Source organism: Rossellomorea sp. y25 (assembly GCF_038049935.1).
In the GTDB taxonomy this organism is placed as follows: domain Bacteria; phylum Bacillota; class Bacilli; order Bacillales; family Bacillaceae_B; genus Rossellomorea.
On the sequence record NZ_CP145886.1, the window covers coordinates 1962557 to 1989498 of the forward strand.

Annotated in this window: 28 protein-coding genes; all 28 read left to right on the forward strand. The window is 40.3% G+C overall.

Annotated features, from left to right (window positions below; all coding sequences use genetic code 11):
- Positions 1-62 precede the first annotated feature (62 nt).
- The 28 genes from AAEM60_RS09800 to AAEM60_RS09935 all read left to right on the forward strand — a co-directional run bounded on the left by AAEM60_RS09800 (position 63) and on the right by AAEM60_RS09935 (position 26936).
- Positions 63-449: a YlqD family protein gene (locus AAEM60_RS09800; protein ID WP_299740809.1), complete on the forward strand. Its 387-nt coding sequence runs from the start codon at positions 63-65 to the stop codon at positions 447-449.
- A 17-nt stretch (positions 450-466) separates the two neighbouring features.
- Positions 467-985: a ribosome maturation factor RimM gene (gene rimM, locus AAEM60_RS09805; RefSeq protein ID WP_299740811.1), complete on the forward strand. Its 519-nt coding sequence runs from the start codon at positions 467-469 to the stop codon at positions 983-985.
- A complete protein-coding gene (gene trmD, locus AAEM60_RS09810) occupies positions 985-1719 on the forward strand; it encodes a tRNA (guanosine(37)-N1)-methyltransferase TrmD (RefSeq protein ID WP_299741290.1) in 735 nt (244 codons plus the stop codon). Before rimM ends, trmD begins: the two co-directional genes overlap by 1 nt.
- A gap of 136 nt (positions 1720-1855) precedes the next feature.
- On the forward strand, positions 1856-2200 hold the full coding sequence (rplS, locus tag AAEM60_RS09815) for a 50S ribosomal protein L19 (RefSeq protein WP_032088854.1): 345 nt from the start codon (positions 1856-1858) through the stop codon (positions 2198-2200).
- A 187-nt stretch (positions 2201-2387) separates the two neighbouring features.
- Positions 2388-2927: a signal peptidase I gene (gene lepB, locus AAEM60_RS09820; protein ID WP_299740814.1), complete on the forward strand. Its 540-nt coding sequence runs from the start codon at positions 2388-2390 to the stop codon at positions 2925-2927.
- A 28-nt stretch (positions 2928-2955) separates the two neighbouring features.
- Positions 2956-3822: a ribosome biogenesis GTPase YlqF gene (gene ylqF / locus AAEM60_RS09825; protein ID WP_299740816.1), complete on the forward strand. Its 867-nt coding sequence runs from the start codon at positions 2956-2958 to the stop codon at positions 3820-3822.
- A gap of 85 nt (positions 3823-3907) precedes the next feature.
- Positions 3908-4678: a ribonuclease HII gene (locus tag AAEM60_RS09830; RefSeq protein ID WP_341357863.1), complete on the forward strand. Its 771-nt coding sequence runs from the start codon at positions 3908-3910 to the stop codon at positions 4676-4678.
- A 60-nt stretch (positions 4679-4738) separates the two neighbouring features.
- The gene (locus AAEM60_RS09835) at positions 4739-6559 is read left to right on the forward strand and encodes a hypothetical protein (protein WP_341357864.1); all 1821 of its coding nucleotides are present in this window, start codon (positions 4739-4741) and stop codon (positions 6557-6559) included.
- On the forward strand, positions 6556-6837 hold the full coding sequence (locus AAEM60_RS09840) for an EscU/YscU/HrcU family type III secretion system export apparatus switch protein (protein ID WP_113968236.1): 282 nt from the start codon (positions 6556-6558) through the stop codon (positions 6835-6837). The genes AAEM60_RS09835 and AAEM60_RS09840 overlap by 4 nt, the downstream gene beginning before the upstream one ends.
- A gap of 259 nt (positions 6838-7096) precedes the next feature.
- A complete protein-coding gene (gene sucC / locus AAEM60_RS09845) occupies positions 7097-8257 on the forward strand; it encodes an ADP-forming succinate--CoA ligase subunit beta (protein WP_299740825.1) in 1161 nt (386 codons plus the stop codon).
- Positions 8258-8273: 16 nt separating this feature from the next.
- Positions 8274-9176: a succinate--CoA ligase subunit alpha gene (gene sucD, locus AAEM60_RS09850; RefSeq protein ID WP_044337414.1), complete on the forward strand. Its 903-nt coding sequence runs from the start codon at positions 8274-8276 to the stop codon at positions 9174-9176.
- Between the two features lie 80 nt (positions 9177-9256).
- Positions 9257-10132, forward strand: coding sequence for a DNA-processing protein DprA (dprA, locus tag AAEM60_RS09855; RefSeq protein WP_299740828.1), 876 nt, complete (start codon positions 9257-9259; stop codon positions 10130-10132).
- 300 nt (positions 10133-10432) lie between these two features.
- Positions 10433-12508: a type I DNA topoisomerase gene (gene topA / locus AAEM60_RS09860; protein WP_341357865.1), complete on the forward strand. Its 2076-nt coding sequence runs from the start codon at positions 10433-10435 to the stop codon at positions 12506-12508.
- A 242-nt stretch (positions 12509-12750) separates the two neighbouring features.
- Positions 12751-14049, forward strand: a complete 1299-nt coding sequence (gene trmFO, locus AAEM60_RS09865) for an FADH(2)-oxidizing methylenetetrahydrofolate--tRNA-(uracil(54)-C(5))-methyltransferase TrmFO (RefSeq protein WP_299740832.1) — start codon at positions 12751-12753, stop codon at positions 14047-14049.
- Positions 14050-14110: 61 nt separating this feature from the next.
- Positions 14111-15010, forward strand: coding sequence for a tyrosine recombinase XerC (gene xerC, locus AAEM60_RS09870; protein ID WP_299740834.1), 900 nt, complete (start codon positions 14111-14113; stop codon positions 15008-15010).
- Positions 15011-15029: 19 nt separating this feature from the next.
- The gene (hslV, locus tag AAEM60_RS09875; RefSeq protein ID WP_044337408.1) at positions 15030-15572 is read left to right on the forward strand and encodes an ATP-dependent protease subunit HslV; all 543 of its coding nucleotides are present in this window, start codon (positions 15030-15032) and stop codon (positions 15570-15572) included.
- 68 nt (positions 15573-15640) lie between these two features.
- On the forward strand, positions 15641-17053 hold the full coding sequence (hslU, locus tag AAEM60_RS09880) for an HslU--HslV peptidase ATPase subunit (protein ID WP_299741291.1): 1413 nt from the start codon (positions 15641-15643) through the stop codon (positions 17051-17053).
- A gap of 96 nt (positions 17054-17149) precedes the next feature.
- Positions 17150-17929, forward strand: coding sequence for a GTP-sensing pleiotropic transcriptional regulator CodY (gene codY, locus AAEM60_RS09885; RefSeq protein WP_044337406.1), 780 nt, complete (start codon positions 17150-17152; stop codon positions 17927-17929).
- A 762-nt stretch (positions 17930-18691) separates the two neighbouring features.
- Positions 18692-19081, forward strand: coding sequence for a flagellar basal body rod protein FlgB (flgB, locus tag AAEM60_RS09890; protein ID WP_299740838.1), 390 nt, complete (start codon positions 18692-18694; stop codon positions 19079-19081).
- A 2-nt stretch (positions 19082-19083) separates the two neighbouring features.
- The gene (gene flgC, locus AAEM60_RS09895) at positions 19084-19545 is read left to right on the forward strand and encodes a flagellar basal body rod protein FlgC (RefSeq protein WP_299740840.1); all 462 of its coding nucleotides are present in this window, start codon (positions 19084-19086) and stop codon (positions 19543-19545) included.
- Between the two features lie 18 nt (positions 19546-19563).
- A complete protein-coding gene (gene fliE, locus AAEM60_RS09900) occupies positions 19564-19869 on the forward strand; it encodes a flagellar hook-basal body complex protein FliE (RefSeq protein WP_299740843.1) in 306 nt (101 codons plus the stop codon).
- Between the two features lie 33 nt (positions 19870-19902).
- The gene (gene fliF / locus AAEM60_RS09905; protein ID WP_341357866.1) at positions 19903-21501 is read left to right on the forward strand and encodes a flagellar basal-body MS-ring/collar protein FliF; all 1599 of its coding nucleotides are present in this window, start codon (positions 19903-19905) and stop codon (positions 21499-21501) included.
- Positions 21502-21512: 11 nt separating this feature from the next.
- Positions 21513-22526, forward strand: coding sequence for a flagellar motor switch protein FliG (fliG, locus tag AAEM60_RS09910; RefSeq protein ID WP_299740847.1), 1014 nt, complete (start codon positions 21513-21515; stop codon positions 22524-22526).
- On the forward strand, positions 22519-23295 hold the full coding sequence (gene fliH, locus AAEM60_RS09915) for a flagellar assembly protein FliH (protein ID WP_341357867.1): 777 nt from the start codon (positions 22519-22521) through the stop codon (positions 23293-23295). Before fliG ends, fliH begins: the two co-directional genes overlap by 8 nt.
- Complete coding sequence (gene fliI / locus AAEM60_RS09920) at positions 23292-24611, forward strand: flagellar protein export ATPase FliI (RefSeq protein WP_299740851.1); 1320 nt, start codon at positions 23292-23294, stop codon at positions 24609-24611. Before fliH ends, fliI begins: the two co-directional genes overlap by 4 nt.
- A 5-nt stretch (positions 24612-24616) precedes the next feature.
- On the forward strand, positions 24617-25063 hold the full coding sequence (fliJ, locus tag AAEM60_RS09925) for a flagellar export protein FliJ (RefSeq protein WP_299741292.1): 447 nt from the start codon (positions 24617-24619) through the stop codon (positions 25061-25063).
- Positions 25064-25067: 4 nt separating this feature from the next.
- Complete coding sequence (locus tag AAEM60_RS09930; RefSeq protein ID WP_299740853.1) at positions 25068-25661, forward strand: MotE family protein; 594 nt, start codon at positions 25068-25070, stop codon at positions 25659-25661.
- A gap of 27 nt (positions 25662-25688) precedes the next feature.
- Complete coding sequence (locus tag AAEM60_RS09935) at positions 25689-26936, forward strand: flagellar hook-length control protein FliK (protein WP_341357868.1); 1248 nt, start codon at positions 25689-25691, stop codon at positions 26934-26936.
- Positions 26937-26942: the final 6 nt, after the last annotated feature.

Here is a 26942-nt window from a genome sequence, read left to right on the forward strand (position 1 = left end):
AGAGAACACCCTAAGGATTTAATATGACAGCGTGGGGTGAATAGAAGGAGGAGGAAGAGCTTTTGAATGTGATACATACGATTACGATTAAACAAGTGCTGACAGTAAACAGTAAGGACTTGTTAATGAAACGATATGAAAATCAAAAGTTTCATTTAGCCAAGGAATGTGACCAGTTGCAGTTCGAAATGAAAAAGATCGAACGTGGGAAGAAATACCCGTCACATAAGTTAAGTCAGCATTTTGAAAGAGAATTGAATGAACGTGCTGAAAAGATCAAGCTCTTGGAATTCCAAATCGAGCAGTTAAATATCCTGCCTATCGGAAGCGAACTAAAGGAAAGGGAAGTCCAAGGTATGATGGACATTCAAGTTGGTGACAATTGGGAGGAAGAAGCACTTTCTAAGACGATTGTCGTAGAAGATGGTATTGTGAAAGAAATTCGTTAATGCAAGAGGTGAAAGCTATGGAAAAGTGGTTTAATGTAGGTAAGATCGTCAACACGCACGGAGTTAAAGGAGAGGTAAAGATCGTCTCGACTACCGACTTCCCGGAAGAACGCTATCAAAAAGGGAACACACTTTATTTGTTCCAAGGTCAAAATAATGAACCGATCAATCTCGTGATTAAATCTCATAGAAATCATAAGAGCTTTGATTTACTGACCTTTGAGGGTTATGAAAACATTAATGAGGTTGAGAAATTTAAAGAAGGCATCTTAAAGGTTCAAGAAGACCAATTACAGGAACTTGAAGAAGGGGAATACTATTTCCATGAAATCGTTGGCTGTAAGGTCGTTACGACTGAAGGAGAAGAACTGGGGACGATTAAAGAGATTCTGAGCCCCGGAGCGAATGACGTTTGGGTAGTGAAGGGTCAACGGGGGAAAGAACACCTTATTCCTTACATTGAGGATATTGTGAAAACCGTCGATATTGAGAAGCAGCTCATCACGATAGAACCTATGGAAGGCTTGTTATCATGATGCGAATTGATGTCCTATCTCTTTTCCCACCTATGTTCGAAGGAATATTAGGTGAATCGATACTTAAGAAAGCACATGAAAAAGAAGCTGTAAGCTATAATGTGATTAACTTCAGGGAATACGCTGACAATAAGCATAATCAAGTCGATGATTATCCGTATGGTGGAGGAGCAGGTATGGTTTTGAAGCCCCAGCCTATTTTTGATGCCGTCGACGCATTGAAGAGTGAACAACAATCAAAACCGAGGGTTATCCTCATGTGTCCCCAAGGTGAACGCTATACTCAACAAAAGGCTGAGGAATTGGCCAAGGAAGATCATCTCGTATTTATATGTGGGCACTATGAGGGCTACGATGAGCGAATCAGGGAGCATGTTGTCACAGATGAAATTTCGATTGGAGACTATGTTTTGACTGGTGGAGAGCTTGGCGCCATGGTGGTCATTGATAGTGTAGTACGCCTGCTTCCAGGTGTGCTTGGGAATGAGGATTCTCCCATTCTGGATTCGTTCTCGTCAGGACTCCTTGAACATCCCCATTATACCCGCCCGTCCGACTTTAGGGGGATGAAGGTACCGGAGGAGCTGATTTCAGGGAATCACCGTCTGATCGATGAATGGAGAGAGAAAGAGAGTTTGAGAAGAACCTATGAAAGAAGACCGGATCTATTGGAAAGCTATAAGCTCACAGATCGACAAAAAGCCTGGATAGAGGAATGGAGAAAGTCTAAATAGGCTATTGCATCCTGGTTGTCTGTGTGATATTATATTCTTTGTGGCTTGAGGGGTTATCCCCTGTTGCCATTGATCCCGATGTTCCGCTGCAATCAATCGCTTTTGTAAGAGCATCTGTTGGAAGGAGTTGAAAAAGATGCACAAATTAATCGAAGATATTACGAAAGAACAACTTCGCTCTGATCTACCATCTTTCCGTCCTGGTGATACAGTACGTGTACACGTTAACATCGTTGAGGGTACTCGTGAACGTATTCAGGTATACGAAGGAGTAGTAATCAAACGCCGCGGTGGCGGTATCAGCGAAACATTTACAGTTCGTAAAATTTCTTACGGTGTAGGTGTTGAACGTACGTTCCCAGTACACACACCAAAGATCGCTAAATTAGAAGTTATTCGTCGCGGTAAAGTCCGTCGTGCGAAACTTTATTACCTGCGTAACCTGCGTGGTAAAGCGGCACGTATTAAAGAAATTCGATAAGAACGTAAGAAAAGGAGCTTGGAGACAAGCTCCTTTTCCTTATTTTACAAGATTTGTTGTGAAATAAATGAAACATCCGCGGAAAAACGGCCTGACTATTTTAATGAAGCCACCTTTTTTTAATGAGAAATACAAGAATTTCTAGTAGAATAGAAAAAGATAGAAAAATACATTGGGTGGTGGAGATGTGGTTAAAGAGAAAAATGAGTGGTGGGAGTGGATGAAGGCACTGTTGATCGCAGTAGGTTTAGCTGCAATTATCAGATTCTTTTTATTTGCACCCATTGTTGTCGATGGATTATCAATGATGCCTACTTTACATAATGGAGATCGAATGATTGTAAGTAAATTAGGGGAGCCGGAGCGATTTGATATCGTCGTTTTCCATGCACCTGAACAAAAAGACTATATTAAACGCGTCATCGGGCTCCCGGGGGATGAAGTAGAGTACAAAAATGACACATTATATATTAATGGAAAAGCGTATAATGAACCATACTTACAAGAGTATAAAGATCAATTAAATGAAGGTGTGTTAACAGAAGATTTCACTTTAAATGATATCATTGAAAAAGGCACTGTTCCTGAAGGGGAAATCTTTGTGATGGGTGACAATCGCCGATTCAGTAAAGATAGTCGTCACATCGGTACAGTTCCAATGGAAGAAGTCATCGGTGATACAAAAGTGATCTATTGGCCTGTTAAAGATATAGGTTTCGTGAAATAATAGAAAAAAGTTGTTTGGAGGTGGTCATATGACAATACAATGGTTCCCAGGGCATATGGCTAAAGCTCGTAGGCAAGTTACTGAGAAGTTAAAACTTGTAGACATTGTGATTGAATTAGTAGATGCAAGAATACCGTTATCATCAAGAAATCCAATGATAGAAGAAATTATTGGACAAAAGCCGCGACTTGTTTTGTTAAATAAAGCAGACATGGCAGATACAAATAGAACGAATCAGTGGATTTCTTATTTTAAAGAGCAAGGAATAACAGCCCTTGCTGTAAATGCACAGGCTGGCAAAGGACTTCAAGTCATAGTTCAAGCCGCTAAAGAAATATTAAAAGAAAAGTTCGACCGCATGAAATCAAGAGGAATGAGACCTCGTGCCATAAGAGCCATGATTGTCGGTATTCCTAACGTAGGAAAATCCACATTAATCAATCGCCTGGCTAAGAAAAATATAGCGAAAACAGGAAATACTCCTGGAGTGACAAAAGCCCAGCAATGGATCAAAGTAGGGAAAGAGCTTGAGCTGCTCGACACGCCTGGTATATTATGGCCTAAGTTTGAAGATCCGCAAGTTGGATATAAACTGGCATTGACCGGTGCCATTAAAGATACCATCCTGAATTTACAGGATATCGCCGTTTATGGTTTGCGATTTCTTGAAGAGAACTATCCAGAGCGATTAGAAGAGCGCTACGGCCTCGAAGGAATACCTGAAGAAGTAGTGGATAGCTTCGATAAAATCGGAGCTAAAAGAGGCTGTCTGATGGCTGGTGGAGAAGTGAACTATGACAAGACATCTGAAATTATCGTCCGTGACATTCGAAATGTACAATTAGGACCCATGACGTTTGACATCATTGGTGAGACTGAGCGGGAGAGCGAATAAAAAAGAGGCTGTAAAAAGAGGGGATCTCTTTAGCGCAGCCTCTTTATTTATGTGAAGTACATCCGATATAGATAGGAGGAGCAATATGAATACAGTACATATGACCATTAAGGAAATAAGTGAAATCATCAAGTCTGCTTCTGCTCATGATCCGATTCTTGAGGGATTGAAGAAGGACAAAAGAATTGGTGTCCAAAAACTATTAAAACAGATTGAACGCGAGCAGATGAAACGAGAGAAGGAAAGAGAAGAATTTGCCGTCCTTACTCAATATGAAAGTGAACTTCGCCAGCAAGGATTCACCCTTATTGCAGGAATCGATGAAGTAGGCAGAGGTCCTTTAGCAGGTCCTGTGGTAGCGGCTGCCGTCATCCTGCCCCATGACTTCTATTTGGCGGGATTAAATGATAGCAAGAAGATAACAGAAGCAAGAAGAGAAGATTTCTATGAATACATCATGGAACACGCAACATCTGTTGGAGTAGGAATGGTACATGCGGAAGAAATTGATTCCATAAATATATATCAGGCTACAAAAAAGGCTATGAGTGAAGCGATCGTCAGCCTGCCGGTTCAGCCTGAGTATTTACTGATCGATGCGATGAAAATTCAATCGCCCTTTCCGAGTCAGTCGATCATTAAAGGAGACTCGAAAAGTATATCCATCGCCGCAGCATCCATCATTGCCAAGGTGACACGTGACAGGCTGATGAAGGAGTATGCCGCTACCTATCCTGGATATGCGTTTGAGAAAAATGCAGGATATGGAACAAAGGATCACTTAGGCGGGCTGGAGAAATTAGGAGTGACGCCCATTCATCGAAAGACCTTTGCACCTGTGAAGGAGCTGCTATAGATTAGCAGCCGGTTCGCCTGTATAAACGATTAGGATTCACAATGAACGGGAGATAAGGATATGACCCATATTCATGGTATTTACAGTAACCAGCCCCTTGATCAAAAGCCCTTTTCCATTCAAAGTGGAAAAGTTCTAATTATCAGCGTCCATAAGCTGTTAGGAGAGGGCAATGCGGTGGTGTCAGCAAATGGACAACGGTTTATTGCGAAAATTGAAGCGCCTATGGAAGCTGGAGAACGTTATTGGGTAGAAGTGAAGCAATCTGAAAGTAGTGTAAGTCTACATCTGATCCCGAGCCGTGGGCAAACTGGAGTAGAAAATGGAAAGCAAATAGCAGCAAATCTATTACAGCATTTTTCCATATCAACAAGTGGAAAAGAAATGAACGAATTTGTAATGGATCTAATGAAAAAAAACATTCCCATTCATAAAGAACTGCTATTATTCGGAGAGAAACATTTGAAAGGGAAGGATTCATCGGAAAATGTGAAAACCCTGGTTGAAATGGCTAAGAGGAACATGCCGCTTTCTGACAGGGTCTTTCTCTCAATGAGAGCGGGAACTTCAACCACCAGCATTTTATCCATGTTAAATGAGCTGTCTTCAAAGTTAAGGGGAACTGGAGGGGGCACGGCCGCACTTCATTTACTTACGGGGATCCAGAAACCGTTGAATAGGCTGGCGTCTGAAAAACTTGTGATAAATGCCTTATCCAGTTTAGTTGATTCATCCCAAACCTTCTCAAATCGATTAGGCCATTTCGATCTATTGAAATCACTAGGAGTCTTTCCGAAAGACACTCCCATGAATCAGTGGAGGAAAGGGTTAAAGACAATGCTTTCAGAAGAACTGAAACAGTCTACATACGGGCAGTGGGAAAGAAAGATCGATATTCTAAGAACCCAATTGGCAAATCATCCAGGTCCAGCTCCCGTAAAGCTTCGAAATGATCTGAATCAGCTCCTATCAACGACTACCGGCAGGATCCCGGAAATTCCTAAACGATCTGGAACTCATATCGATAAATGGATTAATATACTATTGAGTTCGGAGACTTTACTAAATGGAGAAAGGGATAAACCTTCCTTTGTGGCAGCTAAAGAGCTGATGGGAGTAGTTGGAGAGGGAAAATGGCGGTCCATTGAGATGAACTATATGAGGCTCTTGCAGTCTTATGGAAAAGGAGCACCTGCATCGAACATGGAACGGCTATTACAAAAACTTCACCTACAGATAGAGCAAGAAATCACTCAGACGATTCGGGGAGAAGAACTGGCAAGGATGCTGAAAAAAGTAATTGGAACGTTTGGGATTAACTTTGAAGCTCAGTTACAAAAAAACGGACAAGAGCTTCAAAATCATCCAACAATTAAGCAGTATCTCATTGGGTTAAGTCAAAATCACCCACTCGCAGATATTCGAATGTTAGCCGATGATCTTGTTCTCAAAATGAACCACCAAGTGCTTCAATCACAGGAGAGTTCTCCTTTTCTAACAATCGTACAGCAATTCCCATTTTCTCTAAATGGACAGGGCACCGATATCACCCTTCAATGGACAGGGAAAGAGAAACAAAAAGGTGTGATTGATGGAGACTACTGCCGGGTTTTATTTTATTTAGAGCTGGATATCATGAGAGAGACATTGATCGATATGCAGGTTCAAAACCGGGTGGTCTCCTTGACCGTTTGGAATGACCACCCAAACGCAGAGAGGATGTCCAGATCATTTATTCCTGGATTAAAAGAAGGTCTGGAGAAACTGGACTATCAACTATCTATGGTAAAGGTGAAAGCTCCGGATAAGCAGGTTGAGCTTTCTGATAAAATCATGGCAGAACGTTTTAAAACGTTTTCGGGAGTTGATTTAAAGATATGAAAAACCCTCATGAGAGAAAAGAAGCGATTGCTTTAGGATATAATCAAAGTAGTGAATCAGCTCCAAAGGTCCTTGCTAAAGGGAAGGGAATCATTGCTGAAAACATTTTGGCTCAAGCAAAAGACCATCAAATACCTGTACAAGAAGACAAGAGCTTACTCTCACTTCTTGGGAACCTGGATATAGGAGAATCAATACCCGAAGAATTATATGGCGCTGTAGCGGAGGTTTTTGCTTTCATCTATCGATTAGATCGGGATATAGCGGGGAAGGGATAATTCTTTGCCAATCGAATATACTTCCTGTCACTAAAAGGCATCAACACGAATTAGAATAGCAAATTATATTTTTTAAGAATAATAATTTCAAGGATAGTCACTTCAGGAACAACGGAGCATATGGAGTAATTCTACTATTTCAAGTTCAGAATTTTAAAATTAATATAATATTTTTAGCATAATGGTAGACAGATATACTGTCATTTTATACAATGAAAGCGCAGTCTATTTTTTGAAGAGTTTGATAGGAGGATGGAAAATGAATATCCATGAATATCAAGGTAAAGAAATCCTCAGAAATTACGGGGTATCCGTACCAAATGGTAAAGTGGCTTTTACAGCTGAAGAAGCAGTAGAAGCGGCGAAGACATTAGATTCCAGCGTGTATGTAGTGAAAGCCCAAATCCATGCAGGTGGTCGAGGTAAAGCTGGCGGAGTGAAAATCGCTAAAAGCCTGGACGAAGTGCGTACATATGCAGATGAGTTAATCGGCAAAACATTAGTAACTCACCAAACAGGCCCTGAAGGTAAGGAAGTAAAGCGCTTACTTATCGAAGAAGGCTGTGATATTAAGAAAGAATATTACGTAGGTCTGGTACTTGACCGTGCGACTTCCCAAGTTGTCCTGATGGCTTCTGAAGAAGGCGGAACAGAAATCGAGGAAGTAGCAGAAAAAACACCGGAAAAAATCTTTAAAGAGTACATCGATCCAGTTGTTGGATTAACAGGCTTCCAAGCCAGACGCATTGCATTCAACATCAATATCCCTCAAAAACTGGTTGGAAAAGCAGCCAAGTTCATGATGGGTCTTTATAACGTGTACATCCAAAAGGATGCATCAATCGTCGAAATCAACCCATTGGTTGTGACAGGTGACGGAGACGTCATGGCACTTGATGCGAAGTTCAACTTCGATTCAAATGCATTATACCGTCAAAAAGATGTCATTGAACTACGCGATCTTGAAGAAGAAGATGCAAAAGAAATCGAAGCTTCTAAATATGACCTGAGCTATATTTCCCTTGACGGTAATATCGGTTGTATGGTTAATGGAGCAGGTCTTGCCATGGCAACGATGGACATCGTAAAGCATTACGGCGGAGATCCCGCTAACTTCCTTGATGTTGGGGGCGGTGCGACAGCGGAAAAGGTAACAGAGGCATTTAAAATCATTCTTTCTGATGAAAACGTTAAAGGTATTTTCGTCAATATCTTCGGTGGAATCATGAAATGTGATGTTATTGCAACAGGTGTTGTAGAAGCAGCTAAGCAAATCGGTCTTCAAGTTCCTCTTGTGGTTCGTCTTGAAGGTACAAATGTTGACTTAGGGAAAGAAATCCTTAATAAATCAGGTTTGAATATCATTGCAGCTGAATCTATGGCGGACGGCGCACAAAAAATCGTTGAGCAAGTAGGCTGAGAAAGGCGGGGGACTAATGAGCGTATTTATTAATAAAGATACCAAGGTTGTTGTACAAGGGATTACAGGATCAACAGCTCTTTTCCATACGAAGCAAATGCTTGAATACGGTACACAAATCGTGGCAGGTGTAACACCAGGAAAAGGCGGAACTGAGGTTGAAGGCGTACCTGTTTTCAATACAGTTGAAGAAGCAAAGAAAGCAACTGGCGTAAATGCATCCGTCATTTATGTTCCTGCTCCGTTTGCAGCAGATGCAATCATGGAAGCGGTAGATGCCGAGCTTGATTTGGCAATCTGTATTACTGAACATATCCCGGTATTGGATATGGTGAAGGTCAAGCGTTATATGGAAGGCAAGAAAACACGCCTTGTAGGACCGAACTGTCCGGGAGTCATCACACCTGAAGAGTGTAAAATCGGAATCATGCCTGGTTACATCCATACGAAAGGTCATGTAGGTGTTGTTTCACGTTCTGGTACACTTACGTATGAAGCAGTTCACCAACTTTCACAAGCGGGAATCGGACAGTCGACGGCAGTCGGTATCGGTGGAGACCCTGTGAATGGAACAGACTTTATCGATGTATTGAAAGCATTCAATGAAGATGAAGATACGTATGCCGTCATCATGATTGGTGAAATCGGCGGTACTGCTGAAGAAGAAGCTGCTGAATGGGTTAAAGCCAACATGACTAAGCCTGTAGTAGGATTCATTGGAGGACGTACAGCACCTCCAGGAAAACGTATGGGCCATGCCGGTGCGATCATTTCAGGCGGTAAAGGAACAGCTGATGAGAAGATTCGCGTTATGAATGAATGCGGAATTCAAGTTGCTCCTACACCTTCAGATATGGGAGAAACATTAATAAAGGTTCTTAAAGAAGAAGGAATCTTAGATAAATGTAAAACGCATTAATCATGGATTGAGACTGATGGCATTCAAGCTATCAGTCTCAGTTTTATATCCTCTATTAAACAATATTCAGGAGGTAATAAATGAAAGAACGTCGTCATATTCTATTTCATATTCATCATTGTCGGGGAATTGGATTGAAAGGAACAAAAAGAATACTAGAATCGCTCCCGAAATTACACTCTATCTTTGATTTATCCCCTTCCACCCTTCAAAAGATAATCCTTTCCACCAATGTCAATTCAGAACTCTTCTATAGAGATCTTCATTCATTTGATTCAGAGCGATACAAAAAGCTTTATTCGGAAAATGATATAGAATGGATCACAATTATGGACGAAGACTACCCTGCTCTATTGGGAAACGTATATGATCCCCCCTTTCTCCTCTTTTTAAAAGGAAACAGGAATCTCCTTCATGGCCAAAAAAAATTGGCCATTATCGGTTCGAGAAATGCCACCTTTTATACTGATAAAATTCTTCGCGATATGATTCCAAAGCTGGTGAAGAAAGAGGTAGTCATTGTAAGTGGACTAGCGCAAGGTGCCGATACGGTGGCTCATAACGAAACGATTCAATCAGGTGGCCAAACGATAGGTGTACTTGCTGGAGGTTTCAACCACATTTATCCGAAGCAAAATGAAGGGTTAGCCCATCATATGATGAAGCATCAGCTTCTCCTCTCTGAATATCCCCCTTATATCAAACCTGAAAAATGGCAATTTCCTTTTAGAAATAGGATCATCAGCGGTCTTTCCGACGCAGTGCTTGTTACGGAAGCAAGAAAAAAAAGCGGGACATTCATCACGGCTGATTATGCATTAAATGAAGGAAGAGAAGTATTATGTATACCAGGATCCATATTTGAGCCATTAGCAGAAGGAACCAACAGTTTAATCCAGGAAGGTGCAAGAATGGTCTTATCAATAGAAGATATTTTTTCAGAACTGGGAGTATAAAGTCAGAACATATGATATAGAATCTTTTAATAAAGTGGGATTTTTCCTGCGAATGTTTGAATAATTACAAGTAATTTATACAAAATGGTTGCAATTATTGTGAAACTGTTATACATTTTGCAACAGGTATCTAAAACTATATATAAGAGAAATAAATCGTTAAAAGTAGTGATTATCTACAATGATATCAATTCTATACCTATGTGAATGAAAGTGTAAACGTTTCCGTTACGCTAGGATCTTTATCATTCCAAGGTGCTATAAACAGTGATTATTTTCCTCTTTAAGGAGGCTTATTGGATGGCAGATTATTTAGTAATAGTGGAATCGCCGGCTAAGGCGAAAACAATTGAACGTTATTTAGGAAAGAAATATAAGGTCAGGGCTTCAATGGGACACGTCAGAGACTTACCGAAGAGTCAAATGGGCGTGGATGTTAAAAACGAATTTGAACCGAAGTATATAACGATACGTGGTAAAGGCCCTGTATTAAAAGAACTGAAAACCGCAGCAAAAAAAGTAAAGAAAATCTTCCTGGCGGCTGACCCCGACAGAGAAGGAGAAGCCATTGCGTGGCATTTGGCTCACAGCCTTGATATGGACACGAGTTCCGAGTGTCGTGTGGTCTTCAATGAAATCACGAAGGATGCGATTAAAGAATCTTTTAAGCATCCACGAGCAATCAATATGGATTTAGTCGATGCACAGCAAGCACGGAGAATTTTAGATCGATTAGTTGGGTATAACATCAGCCCTCTCCTTTGGAAAAAAGTTAAAAAAGGTCTAAGTGCAGGAAGAGTACAATCCGTCGCTGTACGATTAATCATTGACCGTGAAAATGAAATCAAAAGCTTTACTCCAGAAGAGTACTGGTCAATAGAAGCTGAATTCACAAAAGGGAACGATACATTCCAGGCATCGTTTTACGGAATGGACGGTAAGAAGGTTGAATTGAAGACCGAAGAAGATGTGAAAGAAGTGCTTGGTAAAGTAAAAGGGAAGTCCTTTGAAATTAACAAAGTGACAAAAAAGGAAAGAAAACGGAATCCGGCTCCGCCATTTACAACTTCTTCACTACAGCAGGAAGCAGCAAGAAAGTTAAACTTCCGTGCGAAGAAAACGATGATGCTTGCCCAGCAATTATATGAAGGAATTGAGATGGGGAAAGAAGGTACGGTTGGTTTTATTACTTATATGAGAACTGACTCGACTCGTATTTCAGAAGTGGCTCAAAAAGAAGCGAACGATTACATCGTTAATAAATATGGAAATGACTTCGTTAAGCAGACTGAGCGCAAAGAGAAAAAACAACAAAAGTCACAAGATGCCCACGAAGCCATCCGTCCAACCAGTACATTAAGGGATCCGGCTTCAGTGAAAGAATATCTTTCAAGAGATCAATACAGACTTTATAAATTGATTTGGGAACGATTTGTGGCAAGTGAAATGTCCCCGGCAATCATGGATACGATGAGCGTTGATATCGTAAATGGTTCAGTCATGTTTAGAGCAACCGGCTCTAAAGTGAAGTTCCCAGGCTTTATGAAAGTCTATGTTGAAGGATCTGATGATCAGAAAGAAGAAAAAGACAATCTTCTTCCTGCCTTGGAAGAAAACGATAAAGTGAAAAGTGAAAGTATTGATCCAAATCAGCATTTCACTCAACCACCACCAAGGTATACAGAAGCGAGGCTGGTTAAGACATTGGAAGAACTGGGTATTGGCCGCCCTTCCACGTATGCCCCGACTCTGGATACGATTCAACGAAGAGGCTATGTAACACTTGATAATAAGCGTTTCATTCCAACGGAACTGGGTGAAATCGTCTTAGAGTTAGTTAGAGAGTTCTTCCCGGAGATCATTGATGTAGAGTTTACGGCAAACATGGAGCGCAGCCTTGATGATATTGAAGACGGCAATGTGAAATGGGAAAGTATCATCGACCGTTTTTATCAGGATTTTGAAAAACACTTAGAAAAAGCGGAAAATGAGATGGAAAAAATCGAAATCCGCGATGAACCTGCCGGTGAAGACTGTGAAGAATGCGGACATCCAATGGTGTTCAAAATGGGCAGATATGGTAAATTCATGGCATGCAGTAATTTCCCCGATTGTAGAAATACAAAGCCGATCGTCAAGGAAATTGGTGTGAAATGTCCTAAATGTGAAAAAGGGAATATCATAGAGCGAAAAAGCAAGAAAAAGCGTATTTTCTACGGCTGTGATCAGTATCCTGAATGTGATTTCCTATCTTGGGATAAACCTATCGAACGGAAATGTCCGAAATGTTCAGAATTGCTCGTAGAGAAAAAGCTTAAAAAAGGTAATCAAATTCAATGTACGAATTGTGATTATAAAGAAGAACCTCAGAAATAGTGTGAGTTTCCTATTCCTCTGATCAATAAAAAGATTGATTGTTGAACAATGAACTTATACAATGTAACAAGGGACTGTCCCAACAGGTGATTTCTCTATTATCTGTTGGGTCAGCCCTTTTCTGTTTGCATTTAGTCAAAATGACAAATTCTCAATATGCTTTTGTCTTTTTTATCTTTGTGCATTGGTGTACAATACAATATGGTTAAGACGAAGGATCGATTTACAGGAGGTTTATATAGATGCCAGTAAATGTTATTGGAGCAGGGTTAGCGGGAAGTGAAGCCGCATGGCAGATTGCCAAGAGGGGAATAAAGGTAAACCTTTATGAAATGAGACCTGTACGCCAAACACCTGCCCATCATACAGATAAATTTGCAGAGCTTGTGTGCAGCAACTCACTTAGAGCAAATACATTAACCAATGCCGTTGGGGTATTAAAAGAAGAAATGCGTCAATTAGACTCGGTCATTATGTCAGCAGCTGATGCATGTTCAGTTCCGGCAGGGGGAGCGTTGGCAGTCGACCGCCATGAATTTGCAGCACATGTTACTGAGAAAGTAAAAAATCACCCGAATGTCACAGTATTCAATGAAGAAGTCACGGATCTACCTGAAGGAATTACCATTGTAGCCACAGGGCCGCTGACAAGTGAGAGTCTCTCTGAGAAAATTAGAAAAGTAACAGGTGAAGAGCATTTATATTTCTATGATGCTGCAGCTCCAATCATCGAGAAGGATTCCATTGATATGGACAAAGTGTATTTGAAATCCCGATATGACAAAGGGGAAGCGGCATATTTAAATTGCCCGATGACAGAGAGTGAGTTCAATCGTTTTTATGAAGCTCTTATTTCAGCTGAAACGGTGCCTTTGAAAGAGTTTGAAAAAGAAATCTTCTTTGAAGGCTGCATGCCGATAGAAGTGATGGCTTCCCGGGGAAAGAAAACCATGTTATTTGGCCCTTTAAAGCCAGTGGGATTAGAAGACCCTAAAACAGGTAAACGACCATATGCTGTTGTTCAGTTAAGACAAGATGATGCAGCGGGCACACTTTATAATATTGTAGGCTTCCAAACACATTTAAAGTGGGGCCCTCAAAAAGAAGTTCTCCAATTAATTCCGGGACTTGAGAATGCAGATATTGTCCGTTATGGGGTCATGCACAGAAATACCTTCATCAACTCTCCAAATGTTCTAAAAGATACCTATCAATTAAAAGAACATGAGAATCTTTTTTTTGCCGGCCAAATGACAGGTGTGGAAGGTTATGTGGAATCCGCTGCCAGCGGGTTGATTGCTGGAATCAATGCTGCGAAGATAGCCAAGGGTGAATCAGCCCTAGTATTTCCACATGAAACAGCGATTGGAAGCATGGCAAGATATATAACGACTGCCAACAAAAATAACTTCCAACCGATGAATGCTAATTTCGGTCTTTTCCCTGATTTACCCAAAAAGGTAAAAGGCAAGAAAGAGCGTAATGAACAGCATGCAACTCGGGCCTTAGAAACAATTCAGAACTTTGTGAAAAAAGTGTAAAATTCATTGCAAGGGCTGCTAGGTTGTGTTACTATTTAGTAGCCCTTGTGAGGTGTTGAAAATGAAAAATCAATTATATGAACAATTACAATCCTTTACTGAATATATACAAATAGAAAAGCATTATTCTGCTCACACTTTTGAACAATATCGTCATGATATTGAAGAGTTCTACGTATTTATGAAAGAACAAGGTTTAAGTTCATTAAAAGATGTCGAGTATTCTGATGCGAGACTTTTTTTAACCAAGCTGCATGATCATGGTTTAATGAGGTCTTCCATTTCAAGGAAGGTTTCCAGTTTAAGAAGTTTTTACCGTTATTTAAATCGGGAAAAACAGCTAACTGTTAATCCATTTTCCTTTGTGAATCTTCCTAAAAAAGAACAACGATTGCCTAACTTTTTTTACGAGGAAGAAATACAAGTATTGTTAGAAGCGTGCGGTGGAGAAACACCTTTAGACATACGCAACCGAGCCATCTTTGAACTTCTTTATGCAACAGGTATTCGCGTAAGTGAATGCACAAATATGCAACTGAAGGACGTAGATTTAGGTCTTTCTACAATTCTTGTGAAAGGTAAGGGTAACAAAGAGAGATATGTACCATTTGGCAGCTTTGCTCATGATGCTATAGAACAATACATAACACAATCACGCCCCATGTTAATGAAGAATCAAACTCATACCCATTTGTTGGTCAATCATCGTGGCGGAGCATTAACCCAAAGGGGGATACGTCTTATCTTAAATAAGATTATCGAGAAGGCTTCCTTGACCGGAAAGATTCATCCCCATATGCTAAGGCATACATTTGCTACGCATTTACTTAATAATGGTGCCGATTTAAGAACGGTTCAGGAACTTCTTGGACACTCTCAGTTATCATCAACTCAAGTATATACTCATGTATCAAAGGACCAGTTAAGAAAAACGTATTTAGCACATCATCCACGTGCTTAGAAGAGTTGGAGGTCAGGATATGGAACAATTCCACGCAACCACTATTTTTGCCGTGCAACATAGAGGCAAATGTGCGATGTCTGGTGACGGACAGGTTACATTTGGCAATACAGTTGTGATGAAGCATACAGCAAAAAAAGTACGGAAGCTTTTTAATGGTAAAGTATTGGCAGGTTTTGCCGGGTCTGTTGCAGATGCATTCACACTATCGGAAATGTTCGAAGGGAAACTCCAGGAATTTAACGGGAACCTTCCGAGAGCAGCTGTTGAGTTAGCTAAAGAGTGGAGAAGCGACAAGGTGTTAAGAAAGCTTGAAGCGATGTTGATTGTAATGGATGAAAATCACTTGCTTCTAATTTCAGGAACAGGTGAAGTGATCGAGCCGGATGATGGAATTTTAGCCATTGGATCAGGTGGAAATTATGCATTGTCTGCTGGAAGAGCATTAAAGCAATACGCAGGTGACCATTTATCAGCAAGGGAAATCGCTCAATCTTCCTTACAAATTGCTGCTGATATATGTGTATATACAAATAATCAAATTATTGTTGAAGAGCTTTAAACATGGATCATTATGTAGAAATTTTATATTCTTTCACACTATAGGGAAAGTAAGGAGTGTGCCATTTGATGAAGAGTACCGATCACTTAACTCCAAGGCAAATTGTTGAACGTCTGGATCAATATATTGTAGGACAAAAAGATGCAAAGAGAGCGGTCGCTGTTGCATTACGTAACCGTTATCGCCGTAGCCTTCTTTCTGATGTATTAAAGGATGAAGTGATTCCAAAGAACATTTTAATGATGGGACCAACAGGGGTCGGAAAGACAGAGATTGCCAGAAGAATCGCGAAGCTTGTAAGAGCTCCTTTTGTAAAAGTGGAGGCTACAAAGTTTACTGAAGTAGGCTATGTTGGACGTGATGTAGAATCAATGGTAAGAGATTTAGTCGAAACGTCTGTCCGGCTGGTGAAAGAGGAGAAGATGGTAGGAGTTCGTGAAAGAGCTGCTGAAAACGCCAATCGACGCTTAGTCGAAATGGTTGTACCATCTAAGAAAAAGTCATCCTCTTACAAAAACCCATTTGAAATGATCTTTGGTGGCAGTCAGACTCAGGGCACTTCGGAAGAAGAGGAAGAAAAGCAAGAAGAGAGTTCCCTTCAAGAGCAAAGACGAAGAATGGAAACGAGGCTACAGAATGGTGAGCTTGAAGAAGAGTTCATCACCATTGAAGTAGAAGAGCAGCAGCCTTCCATGTTCGATATGCTCCAAGGATCCGGTATGGAACAGATGGGGATGAACATGCAGGATGCCATGAGCAGCTTCATGCCAAAGAAAAAGAAAAAACGCAAATTAAAGGTGAAAGAAGCGAGAATCGTTCTTACTAATGAGGAAGCTCAAAAGCTCATTGATATGGACGAAGTGACCCAGGAGGCAATCGTGCGTGCAGAGCAATCAGGAATCATTTTTATCGATGAGATTGATAAAATTGCAAGCAAGGGCTCTGGCCAATCTTCAGCCGATGTTTCAAGAGAAGGGGTTCAGCGTGACATCCTTCCAGTTGTAGAGGGATCTACGGTTGTCACGAAGCATGGTTCCGTGAAAACAGATCACGTGCTTTTTATTGCCGCAGGTGCCTTTCACATGAGTAAACCATCTGATCTTATCCCGGAATTACAAGGTCGTTTTCCAATCAGAGTGGAACTTCAGAAGCTTTCTACAGAAGACTTTGTGCGTATACTCATTGAACCTGATAATGCGATAATCAAACAATATATTGCTTTAATGGAAACAGAAGGTATACAAATTGAATTTTCTGACGATGCTATTCGTAGATTAGCTGAAATTGCATATGACGTAAATCAGAACACCGATAATATAGGAGCGAGAAGACTTCATACGATTATGGAAAAACTTCTCGAGGACTTATCTTTTGAAGCTCCGGACATTACACTAGAAACGGTTAAAATCACACCTCAGTATGTGGATGATAAGTTAGGCGCCATATCGAAGGATAAGGATCTGAGTCAGTTTATTCTATAAGTTTTCACCTTCACTCTATTGGGTAAAGATAGATGAATTAATCACAATACTAAATTAAATAATAGATACACTTAAGTTGTAGTAGGAGGAAATGAAATGAATTTATTAGGTAAAACAAGAACCATTAATGCTATGCTGCAAAAAGCAGCTGGTAAACCAGTTAACTTTAAAGAAATGTCAGAAACACTAAGCAAGGTCATCGAAGCAAATGTATTCGTTGTAAGTCGTCGAGGTAAATTACTTGGATACGCTATCAATCAGCAAATTGAAAACGAGCGCATGAAACAAATGCTTGCTGACCGTCAATTCCCCGAGGAGTATACTCAAAACCTGTTTAATGTTCAAGAAACATCACCAAACCTGGATGTTAACAGTGAATATACTGCTTTCCCTGTTGAAAATAGAGAATTCTTCAAAAATGGGTTAACAACAATCGTTCCTATTATTGGGGGAGGAGAAAGACTGGGTACATTAATTCTCGCTCGCCTGGAAGCAAGCTTCGAAGACGATGATCTAATCTTGGCTGAATATGGTGCAACAGTAGTTGGTATGGAAATTCTTCGGGAAAAAGCTGAAGAAATTGAAGTGGAAGCTAGAAGTAAAGCAGTTGTACAAATGGCGATCAGTTCATTATCATACAGTGAGCTTGAAGCGATCGAGCATATCTTTGAAGAGCTTAATGGTAATGAAGGTCTTTTGGTGGCTTCGAAAATTGCGGATAGAGTGGGAATCACTCGTTCAGTAATCGTTAATGCCCTTCGTAAATTAGAAAGTGCCGGTGTAATTGAGTCTCGTTCCCTGGGAATGAAAGGTACTTACATTAAAGTCTTAAACAATAAGTTCTTAGTTGAATTAGATAAGCTTCGTACAAATTAATACAATGAAAAGCTGTTCCCAAATGGGGAACAGCTTTTTTATTTGGTTTCCCTTATGCTTGTCGCCTCTAAGCAAAGTCCCTCCGCTTTTGTGTCATCCAGCTCCGGGACTTAGAGGCTCGAGGTCATAAGTCAAGTCCACCAAAAAGGCAATGAGCGCCTTTCCGGTGGCCTTGGCTTATGCTTGTCGCCTCTAAGCAAAGTCCCTCCGCTTTTGTGGTACGAATGGACGGAAATATCAGATTGTTTAGTGAAAATAAGCCAAATGGACTATCGATTATTATCCGTTAGGTATTGTCATAAATGACATGAATAGTACAATAAAGTTACAACAATGTTACGACTATTTTCGACAAAATGCTTCTAAACCAGTAGAGAATGAGAATTATGAGAACTTTCACCTCTTTGCAGGTGTTATTTTCATGTGTAATAAAGGTGGATTTATATTTATGTAAGAGATTCATGAAGAAAGCAACATCTTTGAATTTTGTACATTGAAAATAATTCTATTAAAAAAGCGGAAGTGTAACATGTATGTAATAAAATTAGAAAAAACATCATTTATTTGTAAAAATATCCTTGGGAATTTAAGGGTTAAATATAGATTAAAAGTCACGAATTCTTTGATTATCGAGCTCATTCTTGAAAATTTACGGAATATTCATAGACACTAATCTTGCTAAACATTACAATAAATACTGTTGCATGCTAAATTTGTAAAAAATAGTAGTATCTTGTCAAAAAAAGGATAGAGGTGCCTTAAGTGAAATTATTTTCCAACACTTTCACAACTCTAGAAAGAGGACTTAATTACGCCTCATTAAATCAAAAAGTAATTTCTCAAAATATCGCAAATGTCGATACGCCAAATTATAAAGCAAAAGAAGTAGAATTTAAGAAAATGTTGGATCAATCAATTCAACAACTAGATGCCAAAAGAACCGATCACCGGCATTTTTCCTTTCATTCAAGCGGTCAACATCCAACAGTTAAAACAAAAACAGCTTATCAATATAATCACAATGGTAATGGTGTAGATTTAGATCAGGAAATGTCAGAAATGGCTTCGAATCAAATCTATTTTAACGCCCTGACAGATCGGATAAATGGTAAGTTCAACAGTCTTCAAACGGTTGTAAGGGGAGGTAAATGATAATGGCTATTTTTACAAGTATGAATACAACAGCTTCTGCCTTGACTGCTCAGCGTTTAAGAATGGATGTCATTTCATCTAATATGGCGAATGTGGACACTACAAGAGGAGAAATGGTGGAAGGGGAGTGGCGGCCTTATAAGAGAAAATCTGTTGTAATGGCATCTAAGGAAAATCAATTTTCATCATTATTAAATAATGCTATGAACACTGGAGACAAACATAGTGTTGGTAGCGGGGTAAAGGTTTCCAGAATCGAAGAAGATAATGAGACACCTTTTAAAATGGTCTACAATCCAGAACATCCTGATGCGAATGTCGAGGGGTATGTACAACTACCCAATGTGGATCCTTTACGAGAAATGGTTGACCTTATATCGGCTACTCGTTCTTATGAAGCAAACGTAACCGTATTTAATGCAAATAAAGCGATGTTAATGAAATCTTTAGAAATTGGTAAGTAGGGAAGAAGGTATAATTCTATGACAATACATAATATCAATTCGATTAATCCTGGAGTTATAAGTCCGTCATTTGAAAAAAAAAATATTTCACCTTCAGAAAGTACAGGGAATTTCAGTCAATTACTAAAAAATTCCATTGAAGAAGTGAATGAAATGCAAGTTCAATCAGATCAAATGACAGAGAAGCTTGTACGGGGAGAAAATGTTGATCTTCATCAAATGATGATCGCCTCGCAAAAGGCCAGTATTACGCTCCAAACGACCATGGAAGTGCGAAACAAAGTAGTAGAAGCGTATCAGGAAATAATGAGAATGCCAATGTAGTAGGCTCATGCAGTCATGTACCGGAGGATTGTAATGAATGAATCGTTAAAGAAATATACAGAACTAATAAAGTCTTATTGGGCAAGCAGAACAAAAAAACAGAAGATTAGTATGGGTGCCACCTTCCTGATTATGGTCATTCTGATTAGTGTTGTGAGCTTCTTTGCAACAAGAACGTCTCTTGTGCCCCTTTACAGTAATCTATCACCATCAGAAACCGGAACCATAAAAGAAAATCTCGACGGTAGAGGAATACCATCGGAGATTTCCGATGGTGGATCAACCATCATGGTTCCTAAAGAACAAGTAGATACATTAAAGGTTGAGTTAGCGGCAGAAGGTATCCCTAACTCGGGCAGTATAGATTACTCTTTCTTCAGTCAAAATGCTGGATTTGGCATGACCGATAATGAATTTAATGTGTTAAAGCTGGATGCAATGCAAACGGAACTGGCTCAACTCATGAAAGGGATCGAGGGAGTACAAGATGCAAAAGTCATGATCAATCTTCCTGAGAAGCAGGTTTTCTTGAATGATGACGTTCAGCAAGCATCAGCGTCCATTGTATTAAATACTAATCCTGGTTTCACTTTTGATCAAAAGCAGATTAAGTCTCTTTACCATCTGGTTTCGAAAAGTGTTCCTGATCTTCCTACTGAGAATATCGTCATCATGAATCAATTTTTTGAGTATTTTGACTTGGAATCCCAAAATAATTCCATGGGTGGAGGGAACTTTGCTCAACAAATGGATGTTAAGAAAGAAATTGAACGTGATATACAACGTCAAGTTCAGAATATGCTCGGCACATTGATTGGATTTAACAAGGTGGTTGTATCGGTTACAACTGATATAGACTTTACCCAGGAAAACCGTGAAGAAAACATTGTAACCCCAGTGGATGAAGAAAATATGGAAGGAATTGCCATTAGTGCCCAACGAATTACCGAAACCTTTTCAGGAGAAGGGGCAAATCCGGGAGGGACACCTGGAGCCGGGGATGGCAATGAACCAACGAATAGCGGAGATACTTATGGCTCTGGGTCTGAATCAAACGGTGATTATGAACGAATGGAAGAAACGATCAACAATGAGGTCAATCGTATCCGTAAAGAAGTGGTAGAGAGTCCATACAAAATACGGGACCTTGGGATTCAGGTAATGGTGGAGCCTCCAAATCCTGAAGAGGTAAATTCTCTTCCTCAAGATAGGGTGGATGATATCCGCGAAGTACTATCGACCATTGTACGAACGTCCATTGACAAGGATTCTACCCCTGAATTAACAGACGAGGCAATTGAAGACAAAGTAATCGTTTCGGTTCAACCGTTTAATGGAAAAGTCAACTTGGTCTCTGAAGAGAAATCTGTTCTTCCTTGGTGGACTTATGTAGTTGGAGGGATACTTCTTGTTGTCATCCTACTGTTAGTATTTTTCTTAATTCGTTCCAGAAAGAAAGAAGTGCTAGAAGAAATGGTTTACGAAGAAAAAAGGGAGCCTGTCCATATCCCTGATATTGAGCCTAAAGAAGAAACAGAAGGATCCATTCGCCGGAAACAGCTTGAAAAGATGGCTAGAGAAAAGCCGGAAGAATTTGCAAAATTATTACGTACCTGGTTAGCAGAGGATTAGGAGGGGTGAACATGGTTAGAAGAGAGAAAGAATTAACCGGAAAACAAAAAGCAGCCATCCTCCTGATCTCTCTTGGTCCTGATGTATCCGCGTCAGTGTACAAGCATTTGTCAGAAGAAGATATCGAAAAATTAACGTTAGAGATTTCCGGAGTCAAAAAGGTAGAGAATGAAGCGAAAGAGGATATTCTAGAGGAGTTTCACAATATTGCCATTGCTCAAGATTATATCTCTCAGGGCGGGATTGGCTATGCCAAAACAGTACTAGAAAAAGCACTCGGATCAGAACAAGCATTAGCTATCATCAATCGATTAACGTCATCTTTACAGGTAAAGCCTTTTGACTTTGCAAGGAGGGCAGATGCTGCTCAAATTCTCAACTTTATTCAAAACGAACACCCACAAACCATTGCATTGATTCTATCTTATCTTGAACCCCAGCAGGCAGGCCAAATTCTGTCAGAACTTCCTCAAGACGTTCAAGCGGATATTGCAAGGAGAATCGCAATTATGGATGGTACATCACCAGAAGTGATAAGTGAGGTAGAAGCTATCCTTGAAAGAAAGCTTTCTGCGACAGTTACCCAGGATTATACGCAAACGGGTGGAGTTGAAGCAGTGGTGGAAGTGCTGAATGGGGTAGATCGTTCTACAGAGAAAACAATCCTAGATGCATTGGAAATTCAAGATCCGGAATTAGCAGAAGAAATCAAGAAGAGAATGTTTGTGTTCGAAGATATTGTTACCCTTGATGGACGTTCCATACAACGTGTCATTCGGGATTGTGATAACGAAGACCTTCTCCTTGCCCTTAAAGTCTCCAGCGACGAGGTCAAGGAAGTTGTATATAGAAACATGTCTAATCGAATGGTGGAGACCCTTAAAGAAGAAATGGAATTCATGGGGCCGGTTCGTTTGCGCGATGTAGAAGAAGCACAGTCTAGGATTGTAGCTGTGATAAGGCGATTAGAGGATTCCGGTGAGATTATCATAGCCCGTGGTGGAGGAGACGATATCATTGTCTAGAATCATTAAGTCTTCCATTGCTCAAACCATTCATGAAGATGGAAAAGTGATATCCCTTAAAAGAGTTATGCCACTAGGAAAATCCAAGCAGCATGAAGCGAATGACTTTGAACTGAACAGAGCAAATCAGGTAGATAACATTATAGAAGAAGCGAAAGAAAAAGCGGCCCGAATAATCGAAGAAGCGAAAGAAATGACTCTTCATGCTCAGAGTCAAATTGAACGTGAACGAGAAAAGTGGGTGATCGAGCGGGAGCAACTCATGCAAGAAGCCTATAATGCCGGATTTCTTCAAGGTGAAGAAGAGGGCAGAAACAAAGGTTATCAAGATTATCAACAGCTTTTAATGGAAGCCAATGAAATGACCGAGCTAAATAAACAACAATATCATGACTATATTCACAATGCAGAAAAGGTCATTGTTAGTCTGGGGATTACAAGTGCTGAGAAGATTTTGAATCGGAAACTTGAGGACGAACCCGATCATTTCCTTTCAATCGTCCAACAGGGGTTGAGAGAAGTAAGAGATTTACCCCACATTCAGATTCATGTTCATCCGTCTAAGCATAAACTTTTGGTTGAAAACAAAAACGAGCTTGAAGTCATGTTCCCCACTAATGTTCAGTGCTTTATTTATGCAAATGATGACCTTAAACCAGAGGAATGTTATATAGAAACCAATCAGGGACGTGTCATTGTGAGTGTGGATTCCCAATTAAGAGAATTAAAGCTGAAGCTTCTTCATTTTCTGGAAGGTGATGTTGAATGAAAGCCGCAGATCTAATTCACCATATCCACCGGATTCCGACTTTCAAAAAGTTTGGAAAGGTAAAGCGGGTTGTCGGGTTAATGATCGAATCTCAAGGACCTGAAAGTTCTGTTGGTGAAGTATGTCATATTCATATTTATTCCCGAGGCAAGCAGAAAGTGATTTTAGCAGAAGTGGTAGGGTTTAATGATGATTTAGTGATCCTCATGCCTTATACCAATATGCAGGATATCTCTCCCGGCAGTTTGGTTGAAGGAACCGCAAAGCCGTTAGAAATCAAAATTGGTCCATCTTTAATAGGGAAGGTGATTGATTCCCTTGGACATCCACTCGATGGAAGTAACTTGCCAAGTGGATTGAGCACAACGTATACAGAACAAGACCCTCCCAATCCTTTGGCAAGGCCGCCAATCAACGAGAAAATGGAGGTTGGTGTAAAAGCCATCGACAGCATGCTGACTGTAGGCAAAGGACAAAGGGTCGGTATATTCGCTGGAAGTGGGGTAGGAAAAAGCACATTGCTTGGGATGATTGCCCGAAATACGAAAGCGGACTTGAATGTGATTGCGTTAATCGGTGAACGGGGCAGAGAAGTCAGGGAATTCATTGAAAGAGATTTAGGAGAAGAAGGGTTAAAGCGAACGATTGTTGTGGCAGCCACTTCAGACCAACCTGCCTTAATGAGGATCAAAGGGGCATTTACGGCAACTGCCATTGCGGAATATTTTCGTGATAAAGGATTGAACGTCATGCTCATGATGGATTCCGCTACACGTGTAGCAATGGCTCAGAGGGAAATCGGGTTGGCGGTCGGGGAACCACCGACCACTAAAGGGTACACCCCTTCCGTATTCGCTATTTTACCCAAACTATTAGAAAGAACAGGAACGAATGTATTTGGAAGTATTACGGCATTTTACACCGTATTGGTAGATGGTGATGACTTAAATGAACCTATATCAGACACGGTCAGGGGAATCCTCGATGGTCATATCGTGCTTGACCGCCAAATCGCAAATAGAGGCCAATATCCTGCTATCAATATTTTAAAAAGTGTGAGCCGGTTAATGAATCATCTGGCATCAAATGAACACTTACATGCCGCCACTAGAATAAGAGAGCTATTGAGTACTTATATGAATTCCGAGGATCTTATCCAAATTGGTGCTTATAAAAAGGGTACTTCCCGTGAGGTTGATGAAGCCATCCTATACTATCCAGACATCATCTCCTTCTTGAAGCAGGATGTATACGAGAAGGTTTCCCTTCATGGAAGTGTTGATGAACTTGTAAAGCTATCGGAAAAAGGTGGATGAATCGAGTGAATTATCAATACAGGTTCGAGCGGATTTTAACATTAAAGGAAAAAGAGAAAGATGAAGTTCAAGAAATGTACAGGGGTTCCATTGAAAAATTTGAAAAAGTGGCCGAGAAGCTATATGAGTTTCTGAAGAAGAAAGAATACCTTGAACAGCACCAAGAAACCGGATTGCAAAATGGATTATCCGTACAGGATATCCGACATCATCAACAATTCATTACCAATCTCGAAAAGACCATCTCTTATTACCAGGACTTGGTGATACAAGCTAGAAATCGAATGAACTGGTACGAAGAGAAACTTGTGGACATGAATGTAGAAGTGAAGAAATACGAAAAGATGAGGGAAAAAGATCTCCATCGCTTCCTTCAAAGCAATCAACAAGTGGAAAATAAACAATTAGACGAAGTGTCGGTCGTTCAATATATGAAACGGGGAGTCAGGTGATTTCATGGCAAAGGTAATCGAAGAGGAAAAAAAAGAGCAATCAAGTCGTTTTCAAAGGGTAGTGTTTATCATCTTCATTCCTCTCTTATTTGCTATAACCTTCGCTCTTGTAATCATGACAGTAGCAGGAATAAATGTATTTGAAAAAGCTCAATCTTTAAGTTCGGATATTCCCTTTTTAGCTAAAGTCCTTCCTTCAGAGAATACACGGGATGGAGAGGAATTACATGAGCAAATGATCTCACTTCAAGCTTTAACAGAAGATCAAGAGGCGAAAATTGTTCAGCTTCAAAGTGAAGCAGAAAAAAAAGACAGTGATAATGAACAACTACAAGCAACCATTCAGCAACAAAAAGAAGAGCTTGAAGAGTTACGGCAAATTGGCGAAGAAAACAAACGTGCCTTTAAAGAGGTGGTCAATACATTTGAATCCATGTCAGCAAAGAGTGCAGCACCTGTTCTGATGAATATGAATGACGATGAGGCGATGAAGATTCTATCAAGTATCAAACCTGATACTCTAGCTGATATTTTAGAAAACATGCCTCCGGAAGATGCTGCCAAATATACGGTGCTGCTCTCGACGGAGGAAAGATAAGCTAAAGGCATGAGAGGAGGTGAAAAAGTGGAAGTCGGAATAGGTACACAAGCTTCCCACCCACTAATGGGGATGAGACAGGAATCAACGCTTTTTAAGAAAGAATTGGATGGGTTTTCAAAACTTTTAGGATTTGTATCGAATCATGTGGTTGAAAGGGAAGAAGTGAAACAGCCCGAGACACTATCTCTTCTGGTTAGCCTGCAAGGCATCTTACGCGCAACAGAGCTTGATGAAGTTGGACTATCAAGCGGACAATTAGAAGACTTATCCCGATTAAAGGAATTTGACTTTGACCAAATCGCTGAAATAGTTGGTATGGATAAAGAAACGGTCAAAACACTTTTTTCTGAGCTCCAATCCGCTCTTATTGGGACTGAGCAATCTTCGTCTTCATCAGGTGATAGTATAGAGGATCTTCATGAAACCCTGTTGGGAACGATGCAGTTACTGCAATCCGCATTAAAGAATGAGGTGGGGGGCTTAAATGGAAGAGGGCCAGTGGAAGAAGTGGCGAGACTTGTAAAGGTCATTGAACTTCTGGCAGCTAACCGTGACTTACTTGTGATGGAAGCATCAAAAGCGTCGGAGCTGAAAGACATGATGAAGATGGTTCAAGCGGCTGTAGATCAATCCCTGTCCAGGGAGTTTAATCATGCGAAGGATTGGTCCCGGATCTTGAAAGATGCTTTTCAACGCCAAGCACCTGTGCAAACAATGGAAAAGCAGTCCTCAACAGAAAGGGTCACAGTGGAGAAGAAAAGTATTCAACCGATACTGGCAAGTCACATACACTTTGTACTTCCGAAAACAGAATCCGTTTCCATGAGTCTCTCATCAGGAAATCGCTCCGTTCAATATGAACAATTCGTGAAAGAATTTCAGAATATCCTAAGTAAATCTCAAATGGTGTCCCAGCCGAACATGAGTAAGCTGTTAATCAAGCTGTATCCAGAGCAACTGGGCTCATTAAGGATCGAACTTTTACAGCAAAACGGAGTGATGAACGCAAAAATATTAGCTTCAACGGCAACTGCGAAAGAAATGCTTGATTCTCAAATTCAAGGATTAAAGCATGCATTTACATCTCAGAACCTCCAGGTAGAGAAGATTGAAATCTCACAGGCGTTAACAGATGCTGAGCGGCAATCCAAAGGGCAGTCACAGCAACAGTCCTCACAACAACATAAGCAGAATCAACCCGAACATGGAGGAAGCGGGGGAGAAGAAAGAACTGAATCCTTTAAGGAATATCTCGTAAATACCGAAATATAGGTGATA